The following is a 17,708-nucleotide window of genomic DNA, read 5'->3' on the forward strand; positions in this document are numbered from 1 at the left end:
CGCTCGTACTGAGCGCGCTTCTTGGACAGGATCAGGCGGCCTTCCTTGTCCTCCTTGGTGAGGACCAGAGCTTCGACCTCATCGCCGACGGAGACGACCTCGTTGGGGTCGACGTCGTGCTTGATGGAGAGCTCACGGGAAGGGATGACGCCTTCGGTCTTGTAGCCGATGTCGAGCAAGACTTCGTCACGGTCAACCTTGACGATGGTCCCTTCGACGATGTCGCCATCGTTGAAGTATTTGATGGTTTTGTCGATGGCGGCGAGAAAATCCTCGGCCGAGCCGATGTCGTTAAGGGCTACTTGCGGCGAGGTGACGGAGGGACTTGGCATGTGGTGGGTTGCTCCGGACAGGTTTGGTCGTAGGGATGGGACTCTTGTTATTGGTGTGACCCGCGATCGCGCACAGACGGGTACCTGTCGAGGTTACTCGACCGGGCACATGCTGGACAAACTCAGTGTCCCGAGCTGGTAAATCATGATCACGCGCAGCGGCGCGCCGACAGTAACGTGAGGGCGGAATTTCGACCGAAATTACGCCGTGGCGTTACAGTTCGGCGGCCCTGACGGCCGCAGCTACCCTTCTTGACGTGTCGATTCCCGCGATGCCACCGCAGCCATACAGCCCCGGGCTTCCCAAGAGAATCCGCAAGGTCGGCGCGCCGCTCGGCGTACTCATCGCGATGGGCACCCTGACCGGGCTGATCGTTATCCTGTTGACCGCCGTCAACCCCGTCGGTACAGCCATCGGCTTCGTCCTTTCCACCGTGGCGATAGCGGTGGTCCTCTTGGCGTATCTCTGGTTGGACCGCTGGGAGCCCGAGCCGCCGCGGCTGCTCATGATGGCATTCCTGTGGGGAGCCTCGGTCGCGGTCGTCGTATCCGTGGTGCTGGAGCTCTCCATCGACTCCGCGATCGGCACCGGCGAGACACTCAGCTTCGCCTCCGTCGCGATCAGCGCCCCGTTGATCGAAGAAGCGGCCAAGGGGCTGTTCTTACTGCTCATGATGACGGGCCGCCGCCGCAACGAGCTGAACTCGATGACCGACTGCCTAGTGTATGCGGGCCTGGTCGCGGCGGGTTTCGCCTGGCTGGAGGACATCTTCTACATCGCCGACGGCGAATCGCTGGCCGGCTCTCTCGTCACGGCTGCGATGCGGTTGATCATGGCGCCGTTCGCCCACCCGCTGTTCACCACGGCGATCGGCATCGGGGTGTACTTCGCTCTGCAGCAGCGCAGCGTCGCCGCCAAGCTCCTCTATATCGTGCTCGGCTATGTCGTCGCGGTGATCATGCACGGGTTGTGGAACGCCTCGTCGCTGCTGGGCCTGGGCGCCTACCTACTCGTCTACGTGTTGTGGATGGTGCCGATCTTCGGGTTGGCGATCTGGCTGGCCGTCGCCAGCCGTCGCCGTGAACAACAGGTCGTGGCCGCAAAGCTGCCCGGAATGATCACGGCAAGTCTGGTGACTCCGAACGAGGCGACCTGGCTGGGGTCGATCCGCAACCGCAAGCTGGCGATCGCCGAGGCGACCCGGCTCGGCGGTAAGCCTGCGGGCAAGGCGGTCAAGAACTTCGCCGCGCAGGTGGTTGAGCTGGCCTTCGTGCGGGACCGCATCGACCGCGGCTTCGGCGACCCACGCGTGGTCGCCCTGCAGAACGAAGAGGCGTACTGGGTGGGAGCGATGCGCGCCGCCGCGCTCCAGTCGCTTGCGGGGTACCGCGCGCACGCTACTTGATGTGCTGATCACTTCTGGGCGCACCGACTTCGGCGGAATTATTTGCGATAGCGTCAGCCGGTCGCGCCAAAGCCGCGAGTCGTAGCGCCCGTCGCAGTACGCTCAGGCCGTGCCGGAAACGGCGTACGCAACCTGCGGTGGTCTCAGCCTGGCGTATCAGGTGTTCGGCGACGGGCCCATCGAACTCGTCTTCGCCGGGTCGTTCGCCAGCCATATCGAGCTGTATTGGACCGTGCCCGAATTCGAGGCATTCGCGGAGCGGCTCTCGACGTTCTGTCGCGTCCTTCTGTTCGACAAGGCCGGGGTCGGGCTGTCGGACCCGGTTCCGCGGGTCCGCACGCTGGATGATCGGGCGGCCGAGATTGAGGCGATCATGGACGCCGTCGGCTTCGGAAAGGCCGCCATCTTCGGTCCGAGCGAGGGCGGCCCGGCCGCTATCGTCTTCGCAGCAACACGACCGGAGCGAACGCGGGCGTTGATTCTTTTGGGCACGTTCTCGTACTTCGGCTTCGCCGGGTGGGACGACTTCGAGTGCGATCCGGCCGAGCTGCGGGCGCGCCTCGTGCCCGAGCTGGGTGACGAATACACGCCCTCGGTGGAGCAGCTCGAGCGCTGGCAGGCTTTCGGCCGCGGCGCCTGCTCGTCGTGGGGCAGCGGCGAGGCGGCCAAGACTCTGCTGCCGTCGATGCGGTCGATGCGGCAGCTCGCAATGTTGGAGCGCATGAGCGCCAGCCCAGGGATGGCGCGGGCAACACTGGAAGCGGCGTTCCGGATCGACGTGCGGCCGATCCTGCCGACGATCTCCGTGCCAACCCTTGTCATTCATGCCCGCGACGAGGTCGTTCCGGTGCAGGAGGGCCGGTATCTCGCCGACCATATCCCCGGCGCGCGGTTGCTCGAAGTCGAAGGCAGAGACCACGTGCCCTGGTTCAGCGATCCGGACAAGATCCTGAACGGGATCGAGGAGTTCCTCACCGGCAGCCATGCGGCGCCGTCCCAGTCACATCGCGCCCTGCGCACCGTGTTGTTCACCGACATGGTGGCATCGACCCAACACGCGGTGGCGACGGGCGACGAGCGATGGCGTGCGGTGATGCACCGGTTTGGTGAGATCACAGCCGAACATGCGCAACGATTCGGCGGCACGGTGGTCAAAAGCACCGGCGACGGCCACCTCGTCACGTTCGACGGCCCGACGCAGGCCATCCGGTGCGCAGAAGCCTTGCGCGACGGGGCCGACGCATTGGGCACCGAGATCCGCGCGGGCATCCACACAGGCGAGTGCGAACTGCTGGACAACGACATCGGGGGAATAGCTGTACACATCGCGGCGCGGATCCTCGGGCAGGCCGCTGCCGGCGAAATCCTCGTATCCCGCACCGTCCGTGACCTGGTCATCGGCTCGGGCACAGGCTTCGATGACCGTGGCGGCGTCGAGCTACGCGGGGTGCCCGGCACCTGGCAACTCCTGGCGGTCGATCGCAACGGCCCGCGGGCGGGATCCGCTGAGGCGGAATTGATGTCAACACCGACCCCCGGGCCTCGGAGCGCGATGCGCCGCTCGGACCGCGCCGTTCTCGCGATGGCCAAACGTGCACCGTGGATCCTGCGCGGGATGACTCACCTTGCCCCCGGCCACCGCCCGCAAATGAACAACCCCTAGTGCGCAGCAGAATCCCAGCTACGGCCAAACCCCACACTGACTTCGAGAGGCACGTCCAGTGGGTACGCGCCGCACATCTCGTCCTTGACCAGCTTCTCAAGAGCGCCACGCTCCCCCGGCGCGATCTCGAACAGCAGCTCGTCGTGCACCTGCAGCAGCATGCGTGACTTCAGGGCCGCATCCTTGATCGCCTTGTCGACGTTGATCATCGCGACCTTGATGATGTCGGCGGCGCTGCCCTGGATCGGCGCGTTGAGCGCGGCACGCTCGGCGGCCTCACGCACGTTGCGGTTACTGCTGTCGAGCTCGGGCAGGTACCGCCGCCGGCCGAGCACCGTTGACGTGTAGCCGTCCTTGCGGGCCTGGTCGACGACCTCGTGGAGGTAGTCGCGAACCCCGCCGAACCGGGCGAAGTACTGCTCCATCTGCACCTTCGCTTCTTCGGTGGAGATCTTCAGCTGCGCGGCCAGGCCGTAGGCGCTCAGCCCGTATGCGAGGCCGTACGACATTGCTTTGACCCGGCGCCGCAGCTCACCAGTGACCTCGTCGATCGGCACGGAGAAGGCCCGCGATGCGACGAAGGAGTGCAGGTCCTCGCCGGTGCGAAACGCCTCGATCAGCCCATCATCCTTGGACAGGTGCGCCATGATGCGCATCTCGATCTGGCTGTAGTCGGCGGTCATCAGCTCGTCGTAGTCACCCTGGCTGTCCTTGCCGACGACGAAGGCGTCTCGGATCCGCCTGCCCTCCTCGGTGCGGATCGGGATGTTCTGCAGGTTCGGCTCGGTTGATGACAACCGCCCAGTGGCCGCGATGGTCTGGTTGAACGTCGTGTGGATTCGGCCATCGGAGCCCACCGAGTTCAGCAGTCCGTCGACGGTGACCTTCAACCGCGTGGCGTCGCGATGTGCCAGCAGATGCTGCAGGAAGGGGTGACCGGTCTTGTCGAACAGCGACTGCAACGCATCGGCGTCGGTGGTGTAGCCGGTCTTGGTGCGCTTGGTCTTCGGCATTTCCAGCTCGTCGAACAGCACCACCTGCAGCTGTTTGGGCGAGCCGAGGTTGATCTGCTTGCCGATCACCGCATACGCGGCCTCGGCTGCGTCGCGGATGTGATTCGCGAACTCGCTCTGCAATTCGGATAGCTGTTCGAGATCGACGGCGATCCCCGCACTCTCCATCTCGGCGAGCACTCGCTGAACCGGCAACTCCATGTTGGCCAGCAGCGCCGACGAATCGATGCGGGCCAGCTCCTCGTCGAGGGCATCCGCCAGGTCCATCACCGCGCCGGCCCGCAGTATCACCGTCTGCACGGCCTGGTCGTCGACGCCGTCGGTATCGTCGAGCAACGAAAGCTGTTGCTGCTCAGGGTTATCCGCGCGCAACTCGCGCTTCAGGTAGCGCAGCGACAAGTCGTCGAGCGCGAAGCTGCGCTGGCCAGGACGGACCAGGTAGGCGGCCAGCGCGGTGTCGGAGGTGACACCGGCGAGCTTCCAGCCGCGCCCTTCCAGGTCGTGCATCGCGAGCTTGGCCTCGTGCAACGCCTTCGGCCGGCCCGGGTCGGCAAGCCAGGACGCCAACGCGCCTTCGTCATCCGCAGTCAGCGTGGCCGTGTCGAGGTAGCGGCCGTCGCCGTCGGCGGCGACGATGGCCAGCGCGGTTGCGTCGGCGTCGAACGCCAGGTGCGTACCGACGACCGCGAGCCCAGATCGTTCACCCTGACTGTGCTCTGCCAACCAGGCGGCCAGTTCGCCGGGCTCCAGCGCCCCGCCCCGCACGTCGAAGCCCTGGTCAACCTCCGGATCGGCGGAAGCCAGCGTCTCGAAGAGCCGGTCGCGCAGCACCCGGAACTCCAGATCGTCGAACAGCCGGTGGATCTGGTCGCGGTTCCAGGGCTGCATGCGCAGCGTGTCCGGCGTCTGCGCCAGCGGCACGTCTTTGACGAGGTCGGTGAGCTCCCGGTTCAGCACGACGCTGGACAGGTTGGCCCGCAGCGCGTCGCCGACTTTGCCCTTGACGGCGTCGACGTTGTCGACCAGGGCCTGCAACGACCCGTATTCGGCGATCCACTTGGTCGCGGTCTTCTCCCCCACGCCCGGGATGCCGGGCAGGTTATCGCTGGGATCTCCGCGCAGCGCCGCGAAGTCGGGGTACTGCTGCGGCGTCAGCCCGTACTTCTCGACGACCGCCTCAGGCGTGAACCGCGTCAGCTCGCTGACGCCCTTCCGCGGGTACAGCACCGTGACGTCGGAGCTGACGAGCTGCAACGCGTCGCGGTCGCCGGTGACGACCAGCACCCGGTAACCCTCGTCCTCCGCCTGAGTGGCCAGCGTGGCGATGAGATCGTCGGCCTCGAAACCCACTTCGGCGAGCACGGTGATGCCGAGCGCGACGAGCACCTCTTTGGTGATGTCGATCTGTCCCCGGAACTCATCGGGCGTCGACGACCGGCCCGCCTTGTACTCCGGATACTTGTCGACGCGGAAAGTCTGGCGCGACACATCGAAGGCAGCGGCGATGTGGGTCGGCTGCTCGTCGCGCAGCAGATTGATGAGCATCGCGGTGAAGCCGTAGACCGCGTTGGTGGTCAGCCCGCCCTGGGTCTTGAAGTTCTCCGCAGGGAGTGCGTAGAACGCCCGGTACGCCAGCGAATTACCGTCCAGCAGCATCAATGTCGGCTTCTGGTCCGTCGTGGTGTCGGACGACGTCTTCTTATCGGTGGCGGTGCTGGCTGGGCTCACGGCCCTACTCTATGCACCAGCGCTGACACGCAGTAGGCGACGAGCCTTCTCGACAAGCACGCGCGCCGAGGGGCTCATCGGGCCGTCCGACCGCCAGGCCAGCACGAGTCGTCCACGCAGCTCCGGAACGATCGTCAGCGCGTGCAGCTGAGTGCGGCCTCGCGGGACCGACGCGGGAACGATCGCCACACCCAGTCGTCACTCGGCAAGGTCGGCGAGCGCCAGCGGCGTGCTGGCTTCGAACGCGATCCGTGGGGCCACCCCTGCCTTGGCGCACGCGGCGTCGAATTGATGGCGGATGCCTGCGCCGACGGGCAGTGCGATCAGCGCGCGGTCAGCCAGGTCCGTCAAACGGACTCGTGCGGATCCAGTCGATCGCCATGTCCACCGGGTTCTGCGGGTCGACGAACACCGCGAGCTTCACGCCCGGCTGCACTCGCGCGATGTGCATCTGCGCCACGACTTCGTCGAAGACGGCACCGTAGGGCTCGGAAGACCCAGGGCCCTCACGCTCGACTCGGCCCTGGATCCGCAGTACGGGCGACATGTTCATGTACGACCCGACCTGCCAGACGCCCTCGACGGTGAGGGTCGCGCGCAGGCCCGCGCCGTTCGTCAGCTGCGAATGCCGCATCATCTTCATGCCGATCTCGGCGGCGTCGGCCGCCTCGTGCATCTGGTTGGGGATGTCGGCGATCTGGCCGAAGAACGACGACGGCCGCCCTTGCGATTCCAGGTACTGCTTGTTGGCGCCGTACATCCGCGCCCAGTCCTTGAACGGATTAGGCATACAGATCAGTCCTCGATCAGTAGCCGAGGAGCTTGCGGAACTGTTGCCCGACGGCCATCGACTGGCCCATCCGCTGCACCCAGCCGTCGAGCGCCGCCTTGGTGTCCGCCGGGTTCCACCCCTTCTCCTGGGCGATGGCGATCATGCCGGCCTCGTCGGTGACGCCGCGGGCCTGCGCGTCGCGGGCCAGCTCGGCGTAGTCCTCCAGTGAGATGCCGTTGATGGGCTGCCAGATCGGGTCGTCCTGCGCCACCGAGCGGGTCGACGGCCCGCCCAAGATGGACGGATCGATCGGACCGGCACCCTGCACGTGCACCATCCCGTCACCCTGCTGCTGGGCCAACGCCTGCTGTGCCTGCTGCGCTGCCTTCTTTGCCTTGTCGAACAGTCCCATCGGAGGTCTCCGTTTCTTTGGGCTCCCGGACGGTGTTGTCCGAGACGCTACTCCCGGCGCAAGTGCACACGGGTGGGTTCGCTACCGATCCCAACTCTGCAACGCCAAACTGGAACACGTTTCAGTTTCACCGCCGGAGTCGGTACGCTGACCGCGTGTCAGCTGCATCTACCCAACCGGCGATCGACGGCTGGTTCGCGACCGACGGGTCCGGCGAGCCATATCTCATCGGCGGCAAGTGCCACCAATGCGGGACGTATGTGTTTCCGCCGCGGGCCAATAACTGCCCGAACCCTGCGTGTGATGGCGACGAGCTGGCGCAGGTGCCGCTGTCGCGGCGCGGCACGCTGTGGAGCTACACCGAAAACCGGTATGCCCCGCCCCCGCCGTACCCGTCCCCAGATCCGTTCGAGCCGTTCGCCGTTGCCGCCGTACAACTGGCCGACGAGGGCCTGATCGTGTTGGGCAAGGTGGTCGACGGCACGCTGGCCGCGGATTTGAAGGTCGGCATGGAAATGGAACTGACCACCATGCCGCTGTTCGTCGACGACGACGGCGTCGAGCGCATCGTCTACGCGTGGAGGATCGCGTCATGAGTCCGGAACCTTTGTACATCCTGGGTGCGGGCATGCACCCATGGGGCAAGTGGGGCAACGACTTCACCGAATACGGCGTGGCCGCTGCGCGAGCAGCGCTGGCCGAGGCGGGCCTGGACTGGCGCCAGATCCAACTCGTCGCCGGCGCCGACACGATCCGCAACGGCTATCCCGGATTCGTCGCGGGCGCGACGTTCGCGCAGAAGCTCGGGTGGAACGGTGTGCCGGTGTCGTCGTCGTATGCCGCCTGTGCCAGCGGATCCCAGGCGCTGCAGAGTGCGCGGGCCGAGATCCTCGCCGGGTTCTGCGACGTCGCGCTGGTGATCGGCGCTGACACCACTCCCAAGGGGTTCTTCGCCCCGGTGGGCGGCGAACGCAAGAACGACCCTGACTGGCAGCGCTTCCACCTGATCGGCGCGACGAACACGGTGTACTTCGCCATGCTGGCGCGACGCCGGATGGACCTCTACGGCGCGACGCTCGAGGATTTCGCCGCGGTCAAGGTGAAAAACTCGCGTCACGGCCTGAACAACCCCAATGCGCGCTACCGCAAGGAAGCCTCCGTCGAGGATGTGTTGGCCAGCCCGGTGGTGTCGGATCCCCTTCGGCTGCTGGACATTTGCGCGACTTCCGACGGCGCGGCCGCGCTGATCGTGGCCAGCGCGGAGTTCGCAAAGAAGCATCTGGGTTCGCTCGACGGTGTGCCGTCGGTGCGGGCGGTGTCGACGGTGACCCCGCGTTACCCCCAGCACCTGCCCGAATTGCCCGATATCGCAACCGATTCCACGGCGGTGATGCCCGCACCGGATCGAGCTTTCAAGGACCAGATTCTCGACGCCGCGTACGCCGAGGCCGGAATCGGTCCTGACGACCTGAGTCTGGCCGAGGTCTACGACCTGTCCACCGCACTCGAGCTGGACTGGTACGAGCACCTAGGTCTATGCCCGAAGGGGGAAGCCGAGCAGCTGCTGCGCAGCGGCGCGACGACGATCGGCGGCCGCATCCCGGTGAACCCGTCCGGCGGGCTGGCCTGCTTCGGCGAGGCCATCCCCGCCCAGGCGATCGCCCAGGTCTGCGAGCTGACCTGGCAGCTCAAGGGTCAGGCCACCGGTCGCCAGGTCGAGGGCGCCACCGTCGGCGTCACCGCCAACCAGGGGCTGTTCGGCCACGGCTCGTCCGTGATCGTTGCTCGCTAGCGCCGTCACAGCCGAAACTGAGCGTATCCGCGAAGATTTCGAGAGACGTCGCACATAAGTTCAAATTCGACGGGGAACGATGGCACCGCCGCTGGCGCAACGAACGTTCGAGCAATACGGCCCCTCGCACTGGGGCGTCATCGCGGTGTTCGTGGTCGGCGCCGCGCTGCTGGTGTGGTTTGGACGCAAGCAGACCGAACCGCAGGCAAGGTGCCTCGGCCGCATTCTCGGAGCAGTGACCGCTCTCATCTACGCCGCGATCCTCATCTACACCCTTATCCCGCCATCGATCTATCGTTCGGTACCGCTGCAACTGACCGACCTCGCGACCGTCGCCGGCGCGATCGCCTTGTGGTCGCAGCGGCACTGGGCCTACGCGCTCACTTACTACTGGGGCCTGGTGCTGAGCACACAGGCGTTGATATCACCGGCTCTCGAGAGCCCGGACTTCCCGCACCACCAGTTCATCGCATTCTGGGCGATTCACTTGCTTGTGGTCTGGGCGGCCATCTATCTGACGTGGGGTCGGGGTATGCGGCCGACATGGCGCAGCTATCGCATCGCGGTCGTGGTCACAGCGGCGTGGGCGGTGGTTACGTTCACGTTCAACACGATCACCGGGACCAACTACGGCTTTCTCAACCGCAAACCCGCCACCGCGTCCCTGCTGGATTTCTTCGGGCCGTGGCCTGTCTACGTGTTCATCGGCGCCACGCTGGTACTCCTCACCTGGGCGTTGATGACCTGGCCGTGGCAGCGGATACGGGCGTCGCGCGCTAGCCTCGGGTGATGACCGAGCACCGCGAGCGTGCGTGTTTGCACGGCGACATGCCGCGGATCGCGAGCATTTTGCGCACGCTCGTCACCGGATATGGCGATGGCTGAAGTCATCTCGGTGCGGATCAAGCCGGGCAGCAGGAAGGGGCCGCTCGTCGAGATCGGCGCCGATGGTGAGCTGACGGTCTACGTCCGCGAGCAGGCCGTCGAGGGTAAGGCGAACGAGGCCGTCACCAAACTGCTGGCGGCACATTTCAACGTTCCACGCAGCAGTTTGGAGCTGGTGTCGGGCAGGACATCACGCGTCAAGCGGTTTCGAATTGAGCATTGATCGCGCTCTCGCGGCTCGTGAGCGTGCGCCTTTTGTACGCATTTAACGGCGTGTCGGCGTACAGACACGCACGCTCGCGGCAGTGGGAGTGGGGGCGCCAGTGGGGTGGGAGTCAGGCCACGCCGAGGTAGGCGGCGCGAATACTATCGTCCTGCAACAGTTCTCGGGCATTGCCGCTACGCGTCACTTCACCGGTCTCCAAGATGTAGGCCCGATCGGAGCGGCTGAGCGCCTGTTGCGCGTTCTGCTCGACCAGCAGCACCGTCGTGCCTTGCGTGTTGATGTCGGCGATGATCTTGAAGATCTGCGAGATCACCATCGGCGCCAGACCCATCGACGGTTCGTCGAGCAGCAGCACCTTGGGGCGCGCCATCAGCGCACGGCCGATCGCCAACATCTGCTGCTCACCGCCGGACAGTGTGCCGCCGACCTGGTTCTTGCGTTCCGCGAGGCGTGGAAAGGTCTCCAGCACCCAATCCAGCCGCTCGTTGTGTTCGGCCCTGGAGGCGAATTTCCGTCCGTAGCAACCCATTTCCAGGTTTTCGACGACCGTCATGCCGGGGAACACGCCCCGGCCCTCGGGCGCCTGGATCAGACCGTCGATCACGCGCCGATGCGCCTTGACGCGGCTGATGTCGCGACCCTCGAACCACACCGAGCCCGACGTCAGCGGGCGCAGCCCCGAAATCGCCCGCATCATCGTGGTTTTGCCGGCGCCGTTGGCACCGAGCATGGTCACCAGTTCGCCCTCGTGAACCACCAGCGACACACCGTGCAGCGCCTCGATGCGGCCGTAGTGCACGACGACGTCGCGCGCCTCGAGCAGAACAGGACGGTCGTCAGCTGACGTCATCGTCGGGCACCCCCAGGTAGGCGGCAATGACTTTGGGATCCTCGCGGATCTCGGCCGGCAGGCCGTCGGCGATCTTGCGGCCGAACTCCAGCACCACGATGCGGTCGGTGACGCCCATCACCACCCGCATGTCGTGCTCGATGAGCAACACGGTGTAGCCATCTTCGCGGATCTTGCGGATCAGGTCCATCAGCGCGGCTTTTTCGCGGGGGTTGAACCCCGCCGCCGGTTCGTCGAGGCACAGCAGCTTCGGCTCGGTGGCCAGCGCACGGGCGATCTCGAGCCGCCGCTGGTCGCCGTAGGGCAGGTTTCTGGCCTTCTCCTCGCCGCGGTGCGCGATACCGACGAAGTGCAGAAGAGCTGCGGCCCGTTCGATCGCGGTCTTCTCTTCCCGGCGGTGGCGGGGTGTGCGCACCAGTGCACCGGGCACGGACGTATGGTGCCGCGCGTCGGTGGCGACAACGACGTTCTCCATCGCCGTCATCTCGCCCCACAGCCGGATGTTCTGGAACGTACGGGCGATGCCCTTGCGGGTGATCTGGTGGCGTTTGATCCGGCCCAGCGGCGCCCCGTCGAAGATCACCGACCCCGAGCTGGGCCGGTACACCCCCGTGATGGCGTTGAAGCAGGTGGTCTTGCCCGCGCCGTTGGGCCCGATCAATCCGAGGATCTCGCCGCGGCGGATGCTGAACGTGACCGAATCCAGCGCCACAAGACCGCCGAACTTGACCGTCAAATCCTTTGTCTCCAAAAGGACTTCACCCTCAGCGGCGTGGATCTCGCGGTGGACGCCTGCCAGGTCCTCGATCGTCATGCTGCCGGCTCCTTTTCCACCGGCGGAGTTCGTAGCCAGTCGCGGGCGGCCTTTCCATATGCCAACAGCTGCGCGCGGGCCGGGAACAGGCCCTCGGGCCGGAAGATCATCATCACGACCAGCGCGAGCCCGAAGAATAGGTACTTCAGGTCGCCCATGTTGATGCCCAGGAAGTGCACACCGAGCAGGCGGTTGGGCAGGTAGACGATGATGAACGCGCCGAAGATCACGCCCAGCTTGTTTCCCTGCCCGCCGAGCACTACCGCGCACAGGAACAGCATCGAGTTGATGATGTTGAAGCTCGGTGGCGCGACGTACTGCACCTGGCCCGCGTACAGCGCGCCGGACAACCCGCCGATGGCCGCGCCCATCACGAACGCCCACAGCTTGAACCGGAAGGTGTTGACGCCCATCACTTCCGCGGCGTCCTCGTCCTCGCGGATCGCCACCCATGCCCGGCCCACCCGGCTGCGCTCTAGGTTGCCGACCAGCAGCAGGATGGCGATGATCAGTACGAGGCCGAGCCAGAACCACCAGGTGCCGTAGTTGGCGTGGCCCGACGAGTTGCCGTTGGAAAAGACCCCCTCCGGGAGCTTGTCGCTCTCCCCCAGCCGCGGAAACGCCACCTGGCTCAGGCCGCGCGGGCCGTTGGTGATGTCGGACAGGTTGTCGGCCATCAGCCGGATGATCTCGCCGAATCCCAGCGTGACGATCGCCAGGTAGTCACCGCGCAGACGCAGCGTCGGAATGCCGAGGATCAATCCCGCCAGCGCGGTAATCGCCATCGCTAGCGGGACACACGATAACCATGCCCACGGGGCGCTGAAAGGCCCCGTCGCGCCCAGCTTGTTCCACGGGCTGTTGGGGCTGGTGAGCAGGGCGACGGAGTAGGCGCCGACGGCGTAGAAGCCGACGTAACCCAGGTCGAGCAGGCCGGCCTGACCTACAACCACGTTCAGCCCGATTGCAATGATCGCGACCATCGCGAACTGGGCCATGGTGCCGCCGAAGCTGATTCCCGGGGTGTCCAGGAACGGCGGCGTGTACAGCGGCAGCAGCGCGAGCGCTCCGAACAGCAGAATGCCGAAGGCCCATTTCTGCACCCGGGACAGGCCGGACCACCACTCCCGCAGACGGTCGCCCGGCGCGAGGACTTTGTCGGTTACGCCCGATGCGCGATCCGCCTTCGGCTTCTCGCTTGGTCTCATGCCCGTGCCTTCCCGAGGCTTTCACCGAGTATCCCGGTAGGCCGGAACAACAGCACCAGAACCAGCAGGACGAAGGCCACCACATCGCGCCACTGCGTGCCGAACACTGCCTGGCCGTAGTTCTCCATGATGCCAAGCAACAGACCGCCGAGCAGAGCGCCGCGAAGGTTGCCGATGCCGCCCAGCACCGCCGCGGAGAAAGCCTTGATGCCCAACAGGAATCCGCCGGAGTAGATGATGCCCTGCGGAACCTTCAGGGTGTAGAGCAGCGCCGCGGCACCGGCGAGCAGCCCGCCGATCAGGAACGTCGTCATGATGATGCGTTCGCGGGACACCCCCATCAGTGTCGCGGTCGTCGGATCCTGGGCCACGGCGCGGATACCGCGGCCGAATTTGGTCCGATTGATCGCGAAATCGGTGAGCACCGCAAGGATCAACGCCGCCACGACAATCACGATTGTGACGTTGGAAACCGTCGCGTTGAAGATATGGAACTGCGTCTTGGGCTGCACCAGGATGATCGGCTGTTGGGCGTTGCTGCCGCCATATCCCTTGATGATGTGCGGCAGGATGAAGTGGACGAATTCCTGCATCACGAATGACGCACCGATCGCCGTGATGAGGAAAGTCAGCGACCGCGCGTTGCGTCTTCGCAGCGGCCGGTAGGCGACGAATTCCAGCCCGACCGCTGCCGAACCCGACACCAGCATCGCGAACAGCATCGCGATCCCCAGATACAGCACCGTCAAAGCGATGCCCTTGTTGTAGGCATTGCCGCTGGGCGTGAAGCCCATGATGACGTCGAGCGCGAAGTAAGCCCCGAACATGCCCAACATGAAGATCTCGGAGTGGGCGAAGTTGATCAGCCGCAGCACGCCGAACACCAGCGTGTAACCGACGGCCACCAGCGCATAGATCGCGCCCCACGACAGTCCGTCGATCGTCAACTGCCAGAAGCCGATTCGCAGGCCTTCTAGGTTGAAGTTGATGTTGGCGGCCAAGCAGGCGTACTGGTCGACGCACGCGTGAATCATCCGGTGAGCGGCTCCTTGCGACAGTGTCTCTTGCGAGGATGTGTCTTTAGCGAAAACGCGCCCGAGCCTTTCGGTCTCGGACGCGCCTCGCTTCAGCGGCTACTGAACCTTGAAGATCCAGATCAGGTTGGTTGTGAGCTCACCGGTGGGGGTCCACTGGTACTTGCGAGCCACACCCTGGCCGTTGTAGTTGCGGACGAAGTCCAGCAGCGCGGGCCGGGTGATGGCGCCCGAGTCGATGCCCTTCAGCAAGACGGTGCCGAGGTCGTAGCCCTCGGTGCTGTAGGTGCCCGGATCGGCGTTGAACTTCTTCTTGTACTCGTCGGCGAATGCACCCGTGGCCGGACCGCAAGGGCACGACAGGATCGCGCCCTTGGTTGCTTCGCCACCCTGCTTCACGAACTCGGGATCCTTGGTGCCGTCGGCGGACACGAACGTCCCGGTGAAGCCGCCGTCATGGAGCTGCTGGGCGAACGGCGCGGCCTCCGAGTAGTAGCCGCTGTAGAACACGGCGTCCGGACTTGCGCCCTTGATCTGCGTCACCGCGGCGGAGAAGTCCTTGTCGCCCTTCTTCACCGAGATGTTGCACGACGAATCGGCAACCGGGCCCAGCGTCTGACGTACTGCCGATGCCAGGCCGAGGCCGTAGTCGGTGCTGTCGTCGACCACGCAGATCTTCTTGTAGCTCAGCGTGTTCTTCATGTAGTTCGCGACCGACGGGCCCTGCACGGCGTCATTGGCCAGACCCCGGAAGAAGGTCTTCCAGCCGTTCTCGCTCAGTGTCGGGTTTGTCGCCGAAGCGGTCGCGGCGACGAGGCCGGCCTGGTCGAACACGGTGCCGGTGGCCTTGGTCTCGCCGGAGAACGCCGGGCCGACGAGGCCGATCGTGTATTGGTCGTCGACGATCTGCGGGGCGATCGCGGTGGCCTTCTGCGGGTCGCCCTCGGTGTCGAACGGCTTCAGCTGCACCTGGCAGCCGGGGTTGGCGGCGTTGTGTTTGTCGATGGCGAGCTGCACGCCGTTTTTGATGTTGATGCCGAGCGCGGCGTCGGGACCGTTGAGCGCACCGGCCATGGCGAGGGACACCGGCGGGCATGTCGCTTTGCCATCCCCAGCGGGATCAGCCGGCGCGGCGCCCTCGGCGGCCTTGACCTCCTTGCCGTTCTCGTCGATCTGGACTTGCTCGACGATTTTCAGCTGGGTCTGCGACGACTCCTGTTCAGGCTTGGACTGGTTGCAGGCGGCTAGTCCCATGGCGCCGAACACCACCAAACCGGCACTACCGAGAGCAAATGCATTCCGTGCCACGCGACCGCGCACGCTTCACCTCCGGGTCATTGTTTTCATCGGCCTCGACGCACCTGCCCAGGTCGGGCAGGGCGGCAATGCTTCGGGACGACCATAGCCAACGGGGGGCCGTGGTGCGTGATGTTGGAAAACGCGCACCGCCGAGCGGCTGTTTAATCGTGTACAACGGCGCGTCGGAAACCCAGTATTTACGCGTTGTCAGGAGTGTCCAGGGTCTCGAGCACCACTTCGGCGACGCGTTTCATCGTGGTGCGGCGATCCATCGCCGCGCGCTGAATCCACTTGAACGCCTCGGGTTCGGTCATCCCCTGCTTGGCTTGCAGCAAACCCTTCGCGCGTTCGACGAGCTTGCGGGTCTCCAACCGGTCCGACAACGTGGCGACTTCGTTTTCCAGCGCGGCCATCTCACCGAACCGGCTGACCGCCACCTCGATCGCCGGGATCAGGTCGGTGATGTTGAACGGCTTGACCAGATACGCCATGGCGCCCGCGTCACGGGCCCGTTCCACAAGGTCGCGCTGGCTGAACGCGGTCAGGATGACAATCGGCGCGATGCGCTTGCTGGCGATCTCGGATGCGGCATCGATGCCGTCGCGGCGCGGCATCTTGACGTCCATGATCACCAGATCCGGCTTCAGACTCTCGGCCAGATCGACCGCTTCTTGCCCGTCGCCGGCTTCGCCGACGATCTCATAGCCTTCTTCGCGCAGCATCTCGGCCAAGTCCAGCCGGATGAGTGCCTCGTCTTCTGCGATGAGGACACGGCGCGGCTTTTCGGCGTCGGTCGGTGACCCGGTCATGGGAGCCATTGTGGCGGTCGCGGTCGCGCTCAGCGACTTCGGGGCATCCTCTATGGTGGTAAGCCGCACAAAAACATGGCGCCCTCGTATCCCAATTGGCAGAGGAACTGGATTCAAAACCCAGGGTCCGCTCCGTTCTGACCTGCGTAAACAGGTTTGAGTAGGTACCTCTAGCTCCCTGACCTGCGTAAACGCCAGCCATAACAAGCGGGGCGTACGCAAACCGTATGCACGAGAAACCACCGCTTGACCTGCTAAGGCCAAAAGAATTCCGTACCCAGTTCGCTCACCCGCTAAGTGCGCGAATGGCGCTCTTCGGGACTTCGTGGCAGAGAAACCGAGCGCACAGCGCGTCGTCAGGACGATCTGTGACACCGAAGTGCCCGAGGAGGGAGTCGAACCCACACGGTGTTGCCACCAACGGATTTTGAGTCCGCCGCGTCTGCCATTTCGCCACTCGGGCTTGCGAGAGAGCAACGATAGGTTACGCGAGTCGCCGAGTACAACGTCTACCCGTCGACCGACGACCGCGGCGCCAAACAAAGAAGTGCCAACTCAGCCGCGATTGTGTCACACCTGAGCCGTCTCGTCTGATCAGGCGCTTCGGACGCAGTCCTCACACTCTCCAAGACCAAGGTCATCGCGTATCCATTGGTGAATCAGATCAACACTGGCCGCATGGTCGGACAGATCAGTCGGCTTATAAATGTGGCCGACAAGATCGGAAGGCATTGTCGGCACAGTCTTATCACGAAGAATGGCGCACCGACGGCCCGTCATCAGCATGCCGCCGATTTCGATCAGTACGTTCGAGTTGAGTACGCCGTCGGCACTGTCCATGAGGACGATGGCGTACTTACTCGCCCACATGTAGGTGACCACGTTCGCCCAGAGGGTGTCTTCAGCCATGCCGTCGCTCGCCACCTGAAGTACTAACCCGTGTTGAGATACGGCGTTGCGCAACCTCGAAATGAGTTCTGCGAAGTGGTCTTCCGGCCCGTTCGGAAACCGAGTGATGAGCATGACGTTTCGCTCGAACGCGGAGTCGGACAGGATTCTCGACAACCCGGGTGCAGCTCCCATCGGACCAAGGAACGCTGGAATCAACGTGTGTTGCTGCTCACCGAACTCGGAGCCGGGTATGCGCCCAAGATCAGCGGCAAGCGCATGAATCGGGACATGAGCGACATTCGTCTCAAGTTCATGCTCGCCCTTGGGCGTCAACACCCACAGGTTGCGGGTCGGTCGCATCAACACTCCGCGCTCCCGCAGACGCCCAAGGGTCGCACTGACATTCGGGATCGGTGGCAGGCGAAGTTGAGCCGTAAGGTCGATCACATCGCGCGTCGAAAAGTCGCCCCCTTCCCTCGACATCGCGGCCAGCGCGCCAACCGCGAGAACTCGGAGCGGCGCTTCCAGTCCTTGAAGGCGCAGCCGAATGCCATCACTGGCCGCGCTCCGGAGG

The 17,708-nt window shown here is 64.9% G+C and carries 17 protein-coding genes, 1 tRNA gene and 1 pseudogene; 6 read left to right on the forward strand and 13 right to left on the reverse strand.

All coding sequences use genetic code 11. From position 1 onward, the window contains the following. On the reverse strand, positions 1-332 hold a 332-nt coding region (locus VJV41_RS17120), incomplete at its 3' end, for a S1 RNA-binding domain-containing protein (protein WP_325335786.1). A gap of 272 nt (positions 333-604) precedes the next feature. On the opposite strand from VJV41_RS17120, the gene VJV41_RS17125 reads away from it, so the two are divergent. Both VJV41_RS17125 and VJV41_RS17130 read left to right on the forward strand, forming a co-directional pair. After that, positions 605-1,738 carry a PrsW family intramembrane metalloprotease gene (locus tag VJV41_RS17125; protein WP_325335813.1) on the forward strand — a complete coding sequence of 378 codons (1,134 nt, stop codon included), beginning with the start codon at positions 605-607 and terminating at the stop codon, positions 1,736-1,738. Between the two features lie 109 nt (positions 1,739-1,847). Further along, entirely contained in the window at positions 1,848-3,401 is a 1,554-nt protein-coding gene (locus VJV41_RS17130) for an adenylate/guanylate cyclase domain-containing protein (protein WP_325335787.1), read from the forward strand. Here the strand turns inward: VJV41_RS17130 and polA are convergent. The 4 genes and pseudogenes from polA to VJV41_RS17150 form a co-directional block, all read right to left on the reverse strand. Continuing rightward, complete coding sequence (gene polA, locus VJV41_RS17135; RefSeq protein ID WP_325335815.1) at positions 3,398-6,070, reverse strand: DNA polymerase I; 2,673 nt, start codon at positions 6,068-6,070, stop codon at positions 3,398-3,400. The genes VJV41_RS17130 and polA overlap by 4 nt on opposite strands. 81 nt (positions 6,071-6,151) lie before the next feature. After that, positions 6,152-6,502: pseudogene (locus VJV41_RS17140) on the reverse strand (LysR substrate-binding domain-containing protein); the annotation flags it as partial. Continuing rightward, positions 6,477-6,932 (reverse strand): hypothetical protein, encoded by a 456-nt coding sequence (locus tag VJV41_RS17145; RefSeq protein ID WP_325335789.1) that lies wholly within the window; start codon positions 6,930-6,932, stop codon positions 6,477-6,479. The pseudogene VJV41_RS17140 and the gene VJV41_RS17145, both read right to left, overlap by 26 nt. Positions 6,933-6,948: 16 nt before the next feature. Then, positions 6,949-7,326, reverse strand: coding sequence for a hypothetical protein (locus tag VJV41_RS17150; protein ID WP_325335791.1), 378 nt, complete (start codon positions 7,324-7,326; stop codon positions 6,949-6,951). A 155-nt stretch (positions 7,327-7,481) separates the two neighbouring features. On the opposite strand from VJV41_RS17150, the gene VJV41_RS17155 reads away from it, so the two are divergent. The 4 genes from VJV41_RS17155 (at position 7,482) to VJV41_RS17170 (ending at position 10,226) form a co-directional block, all read left to right on the forward strand. Next, complete coding sequence (locus VJV41_RS17155; RefSeq protein ID WP_325335793.1) at positions 7,482-7,922, forward strand: Zn-ribbon domain-containing OB-fold protein; 441 nt, start codon at positions 7,482-7,484, stop codon at positions 7,920-7,922. Continuing rightward, complete coding sequence (locus VJV41_RS17160; protein ID WP_325335795.1) at positions 7,919-9,118, forward strand: lipid-transfer protein; 1,200 nt, start codon at positions 7,919-7,921, stop codon at positions 9,116-9,118. Before VJV41_RS17155 ends, VJV41_RS17160 begins: the two co-directional genes overlap by 4 nt. A 79-nt stretch (positions 9,119-9,197) precedes the next feature. Next, the gene (locus VJV41_RS17165) at positions 9,198-9,908 is read left to right on the forward strand and encodes a TIGR02206 family membrane protein (protein WP_325335797.1); all 711 of its coding nucleotides are present in this window, start codon (positions 9,198-9,200) and stop codon (positions 9,906-9,908) included. A gap of 87 nt (positions 9,909-9,995) precedes the next feature. Further along, positions 9,996-10,226: a DUF167 domain-containing protein gene (locus tag VJV41_RS17170; RefSeq protein ID WP_325335799.1), complete on the forward strand. Its 231-nt coding sequence runs from the start codon at positions 9,996-9,998 to the stop codon at positions 10,224-10,226. Positions 10,227-10,338: 112 nt separating this feature from the next. Here VJV41_RS17170 and VJV41_RS17175 read toward each other — a convergent pair whose 3' ends face one another. From VJV41_RS17175 to VJV41_RS17210, 8 genes are all read right to left on the reverse strand, one after another. Next, positions 10,339-11,079, reverse strand: coding sequence for an ABC transporter ATP-binding protein (locus VJV41_RS17175; protein WP_325335801.1), 741 nt, complete (start codon positions 11,077-11,079; stop codon positions 10,339-10,341). Beyond that, positions 11,066-11,893 carry an ABC transporter ATP-binding protein gene (locus VJV41_RS17180; RefSeq protein WP_325335803.1) on the reverse strand — a complete coding sequence of 276 codons (828 nt, stop codon included), beginning with the start codon at positions 11,891-11,893 and terminating at the stop codon, positions 11,066-11,068. Before VJV41_RS17180 ends, VJV41_RS17175 begins: the two co-directional genes overlap by 14 nt. After that, positions 11,890-13,101: a branched-chain amino acid ABC transporter permease gene (locus VJV41_RS17185; protein WP_325335805.1), complete on the reverse strand. Its 1,212-nt coding sequence runs from the start codon at positions 13,099-13,101 to the stop codon at positions 11,890-11,892. The genes VJV41_RS17180 and VJV41_RS17185 overlap by 4 nt, the downstream gene beginning before the upstream one ends. Further along, the gene (locus VJV41_RS17190; protein ID WP_325335806.1) at positions 13,098-14,135 is read right to left on the reverse strand and encodes a branched-chain amino acid ABC transporter permease; all 1,038 of its coding nucleotides are present in this window, start codon (positions 14,133-14,135) and stop codon (positions 13,098-13,100) included. Before VJV41_RS17190 ends, VJV41_RS17185 begins: the two co-directional genes overlap by 4 nt. 99 nt (positions 14,136-14,234) lie before the next feature. Continuing rightward, positions 14,235-15,455, reverse strand: a complete 1,221-nt coding sequence (locus tag VJV41_RS17195; RefSeq protein ID WP_325335808.1) for a branched-chain amino acid ABC transporter substrate-binding protein — start codon at positions 15,453-15,455, stop codon at positions 14,235-14,237. Between the two features lie 176 nt (positions 15,456-15,631). Further along, on the reverse strand, positions 15,632-16,243 hold the full coding sequence (locus tag VJV41_RS17200) for an ANTAR domain-containing response regulator (RefSeq protein ID WP_325335809.1): 612 nt from the start codon (positions 16,241-16,243) through the stop codon (positions 15,632-15,634). Between the two features lie 380 nt (positions 16,244-16,623). After that, positions 16,624-16,706 (reverse strand) — tRNA-Leu (locus VJV41_RS17205). Positions 16,707-16,837: 131 nt separating this feature from the next. Beyond that, positions 16,838-17,708, reverse strand: an 871-nt coding sequence (locus VJV41_RS17210) for a hypothetical protein (protein WP_325335811.1), incomplete at its 5' end; no start/stop codon positions are given.

Origin of the sequence: Mycobacterium sp., from assembly GCF_035274705.1 — a bacterium.
Classification (GTDB): Bacteria; Actinomycetota; Actinomycetes; order Mycobacteriales; family Mycobacteriaceae; genus Mycobacterium.

Excerpts from the sequence above, each read along its gene's own strand:
- polA (WP_325335815.1), bottom strand. The coding sequence starts at position 6,070 with ATGCTGCTGGACGGTAATTCGCTGGCGTACCGGGCGTTCTACGCACTC.
- VJV41_RS17180 (WP_325335803.1), bottom strand. The coding sequence starts at position 11,893 with ATGACGATCGAGGACCTGGCAGGCGTCCACCGCGAGATCCACGCCGCT.
- VJV41_RS17170 (WP_325335799.1), top strand. The coding sequence starts at position 9,996 with ATGGCTGAAGTCATCTCGGTGCGGATCAAGCCGGGCAGCAGGAAGGGG.
- VJV41_RS17200 (WP_325335809.1), bottom strand. The coding sequence starts at position 16,243 with ATGACCGGGTCACCGACCGACGCCGAAAAGCCGCGCCGTGTCCTCATC.
- VJV41_RS17165 (WP_325335797.1), top strand. The coding sequence starts at position 9,198 with ATGGCACCGCCGCTGGCGCAACGAACGTTCGAGCAATACGGCCCCTCG.
- VJV41_RS17125 (WP_325335813.1), top strand. The coding sequence starts at position 605 with ATGCCACCGCAGCCATACAGCCCCGGGCTTCCCAAGAGAATCCGCAAG.
- VJV41_RS17190 (WP_325335806.1), bottom strand. The coding sequence starts at position 14,135 with ATGATTCACGCGTGCGTCGACCAGTACGCCTGCTTGGCCGCCAACATC.
- VJV41_RS17160 (WP_325335795.1), top strand. The coding sequence starts at position 7,919 with ATGAGTCCGGAACCTTTGTACATCCTGGGTGCGGGCATGCACCCATGG.
- VJV41_RS17150 (WP_325335791.1), bottom strand. The coding sequence starts at position 7,326 with ATGGGACTGTTCGACAAGGCAAAGAAGGCAGCGCAGCAGGCACAGCAG.
- VJV41_RS17185 (WP_325335805.1), bottom strand. The coding sequence starts at position 13,101 with ATGAGACCAAGCGAGAAGCCGAAGGCGGATCGCGCATCGGGCGTAACC.
- VJV41_RS17175 (WP_325335801.1), bottom strand. The coding sequence starts at position 11,079 with ATGACGTCAGCTGACGACCGTCCTGTTCTGCTCGAGGCGCGCGACGTC.
- VJV41_RS17145 (WP_325335789.1), bottom strand. The coding sequence starts at position 6,932 with ATGCCTAATCCGTTCAAGGACTGGGCGCGGATGTACGGCGCCAACAAG.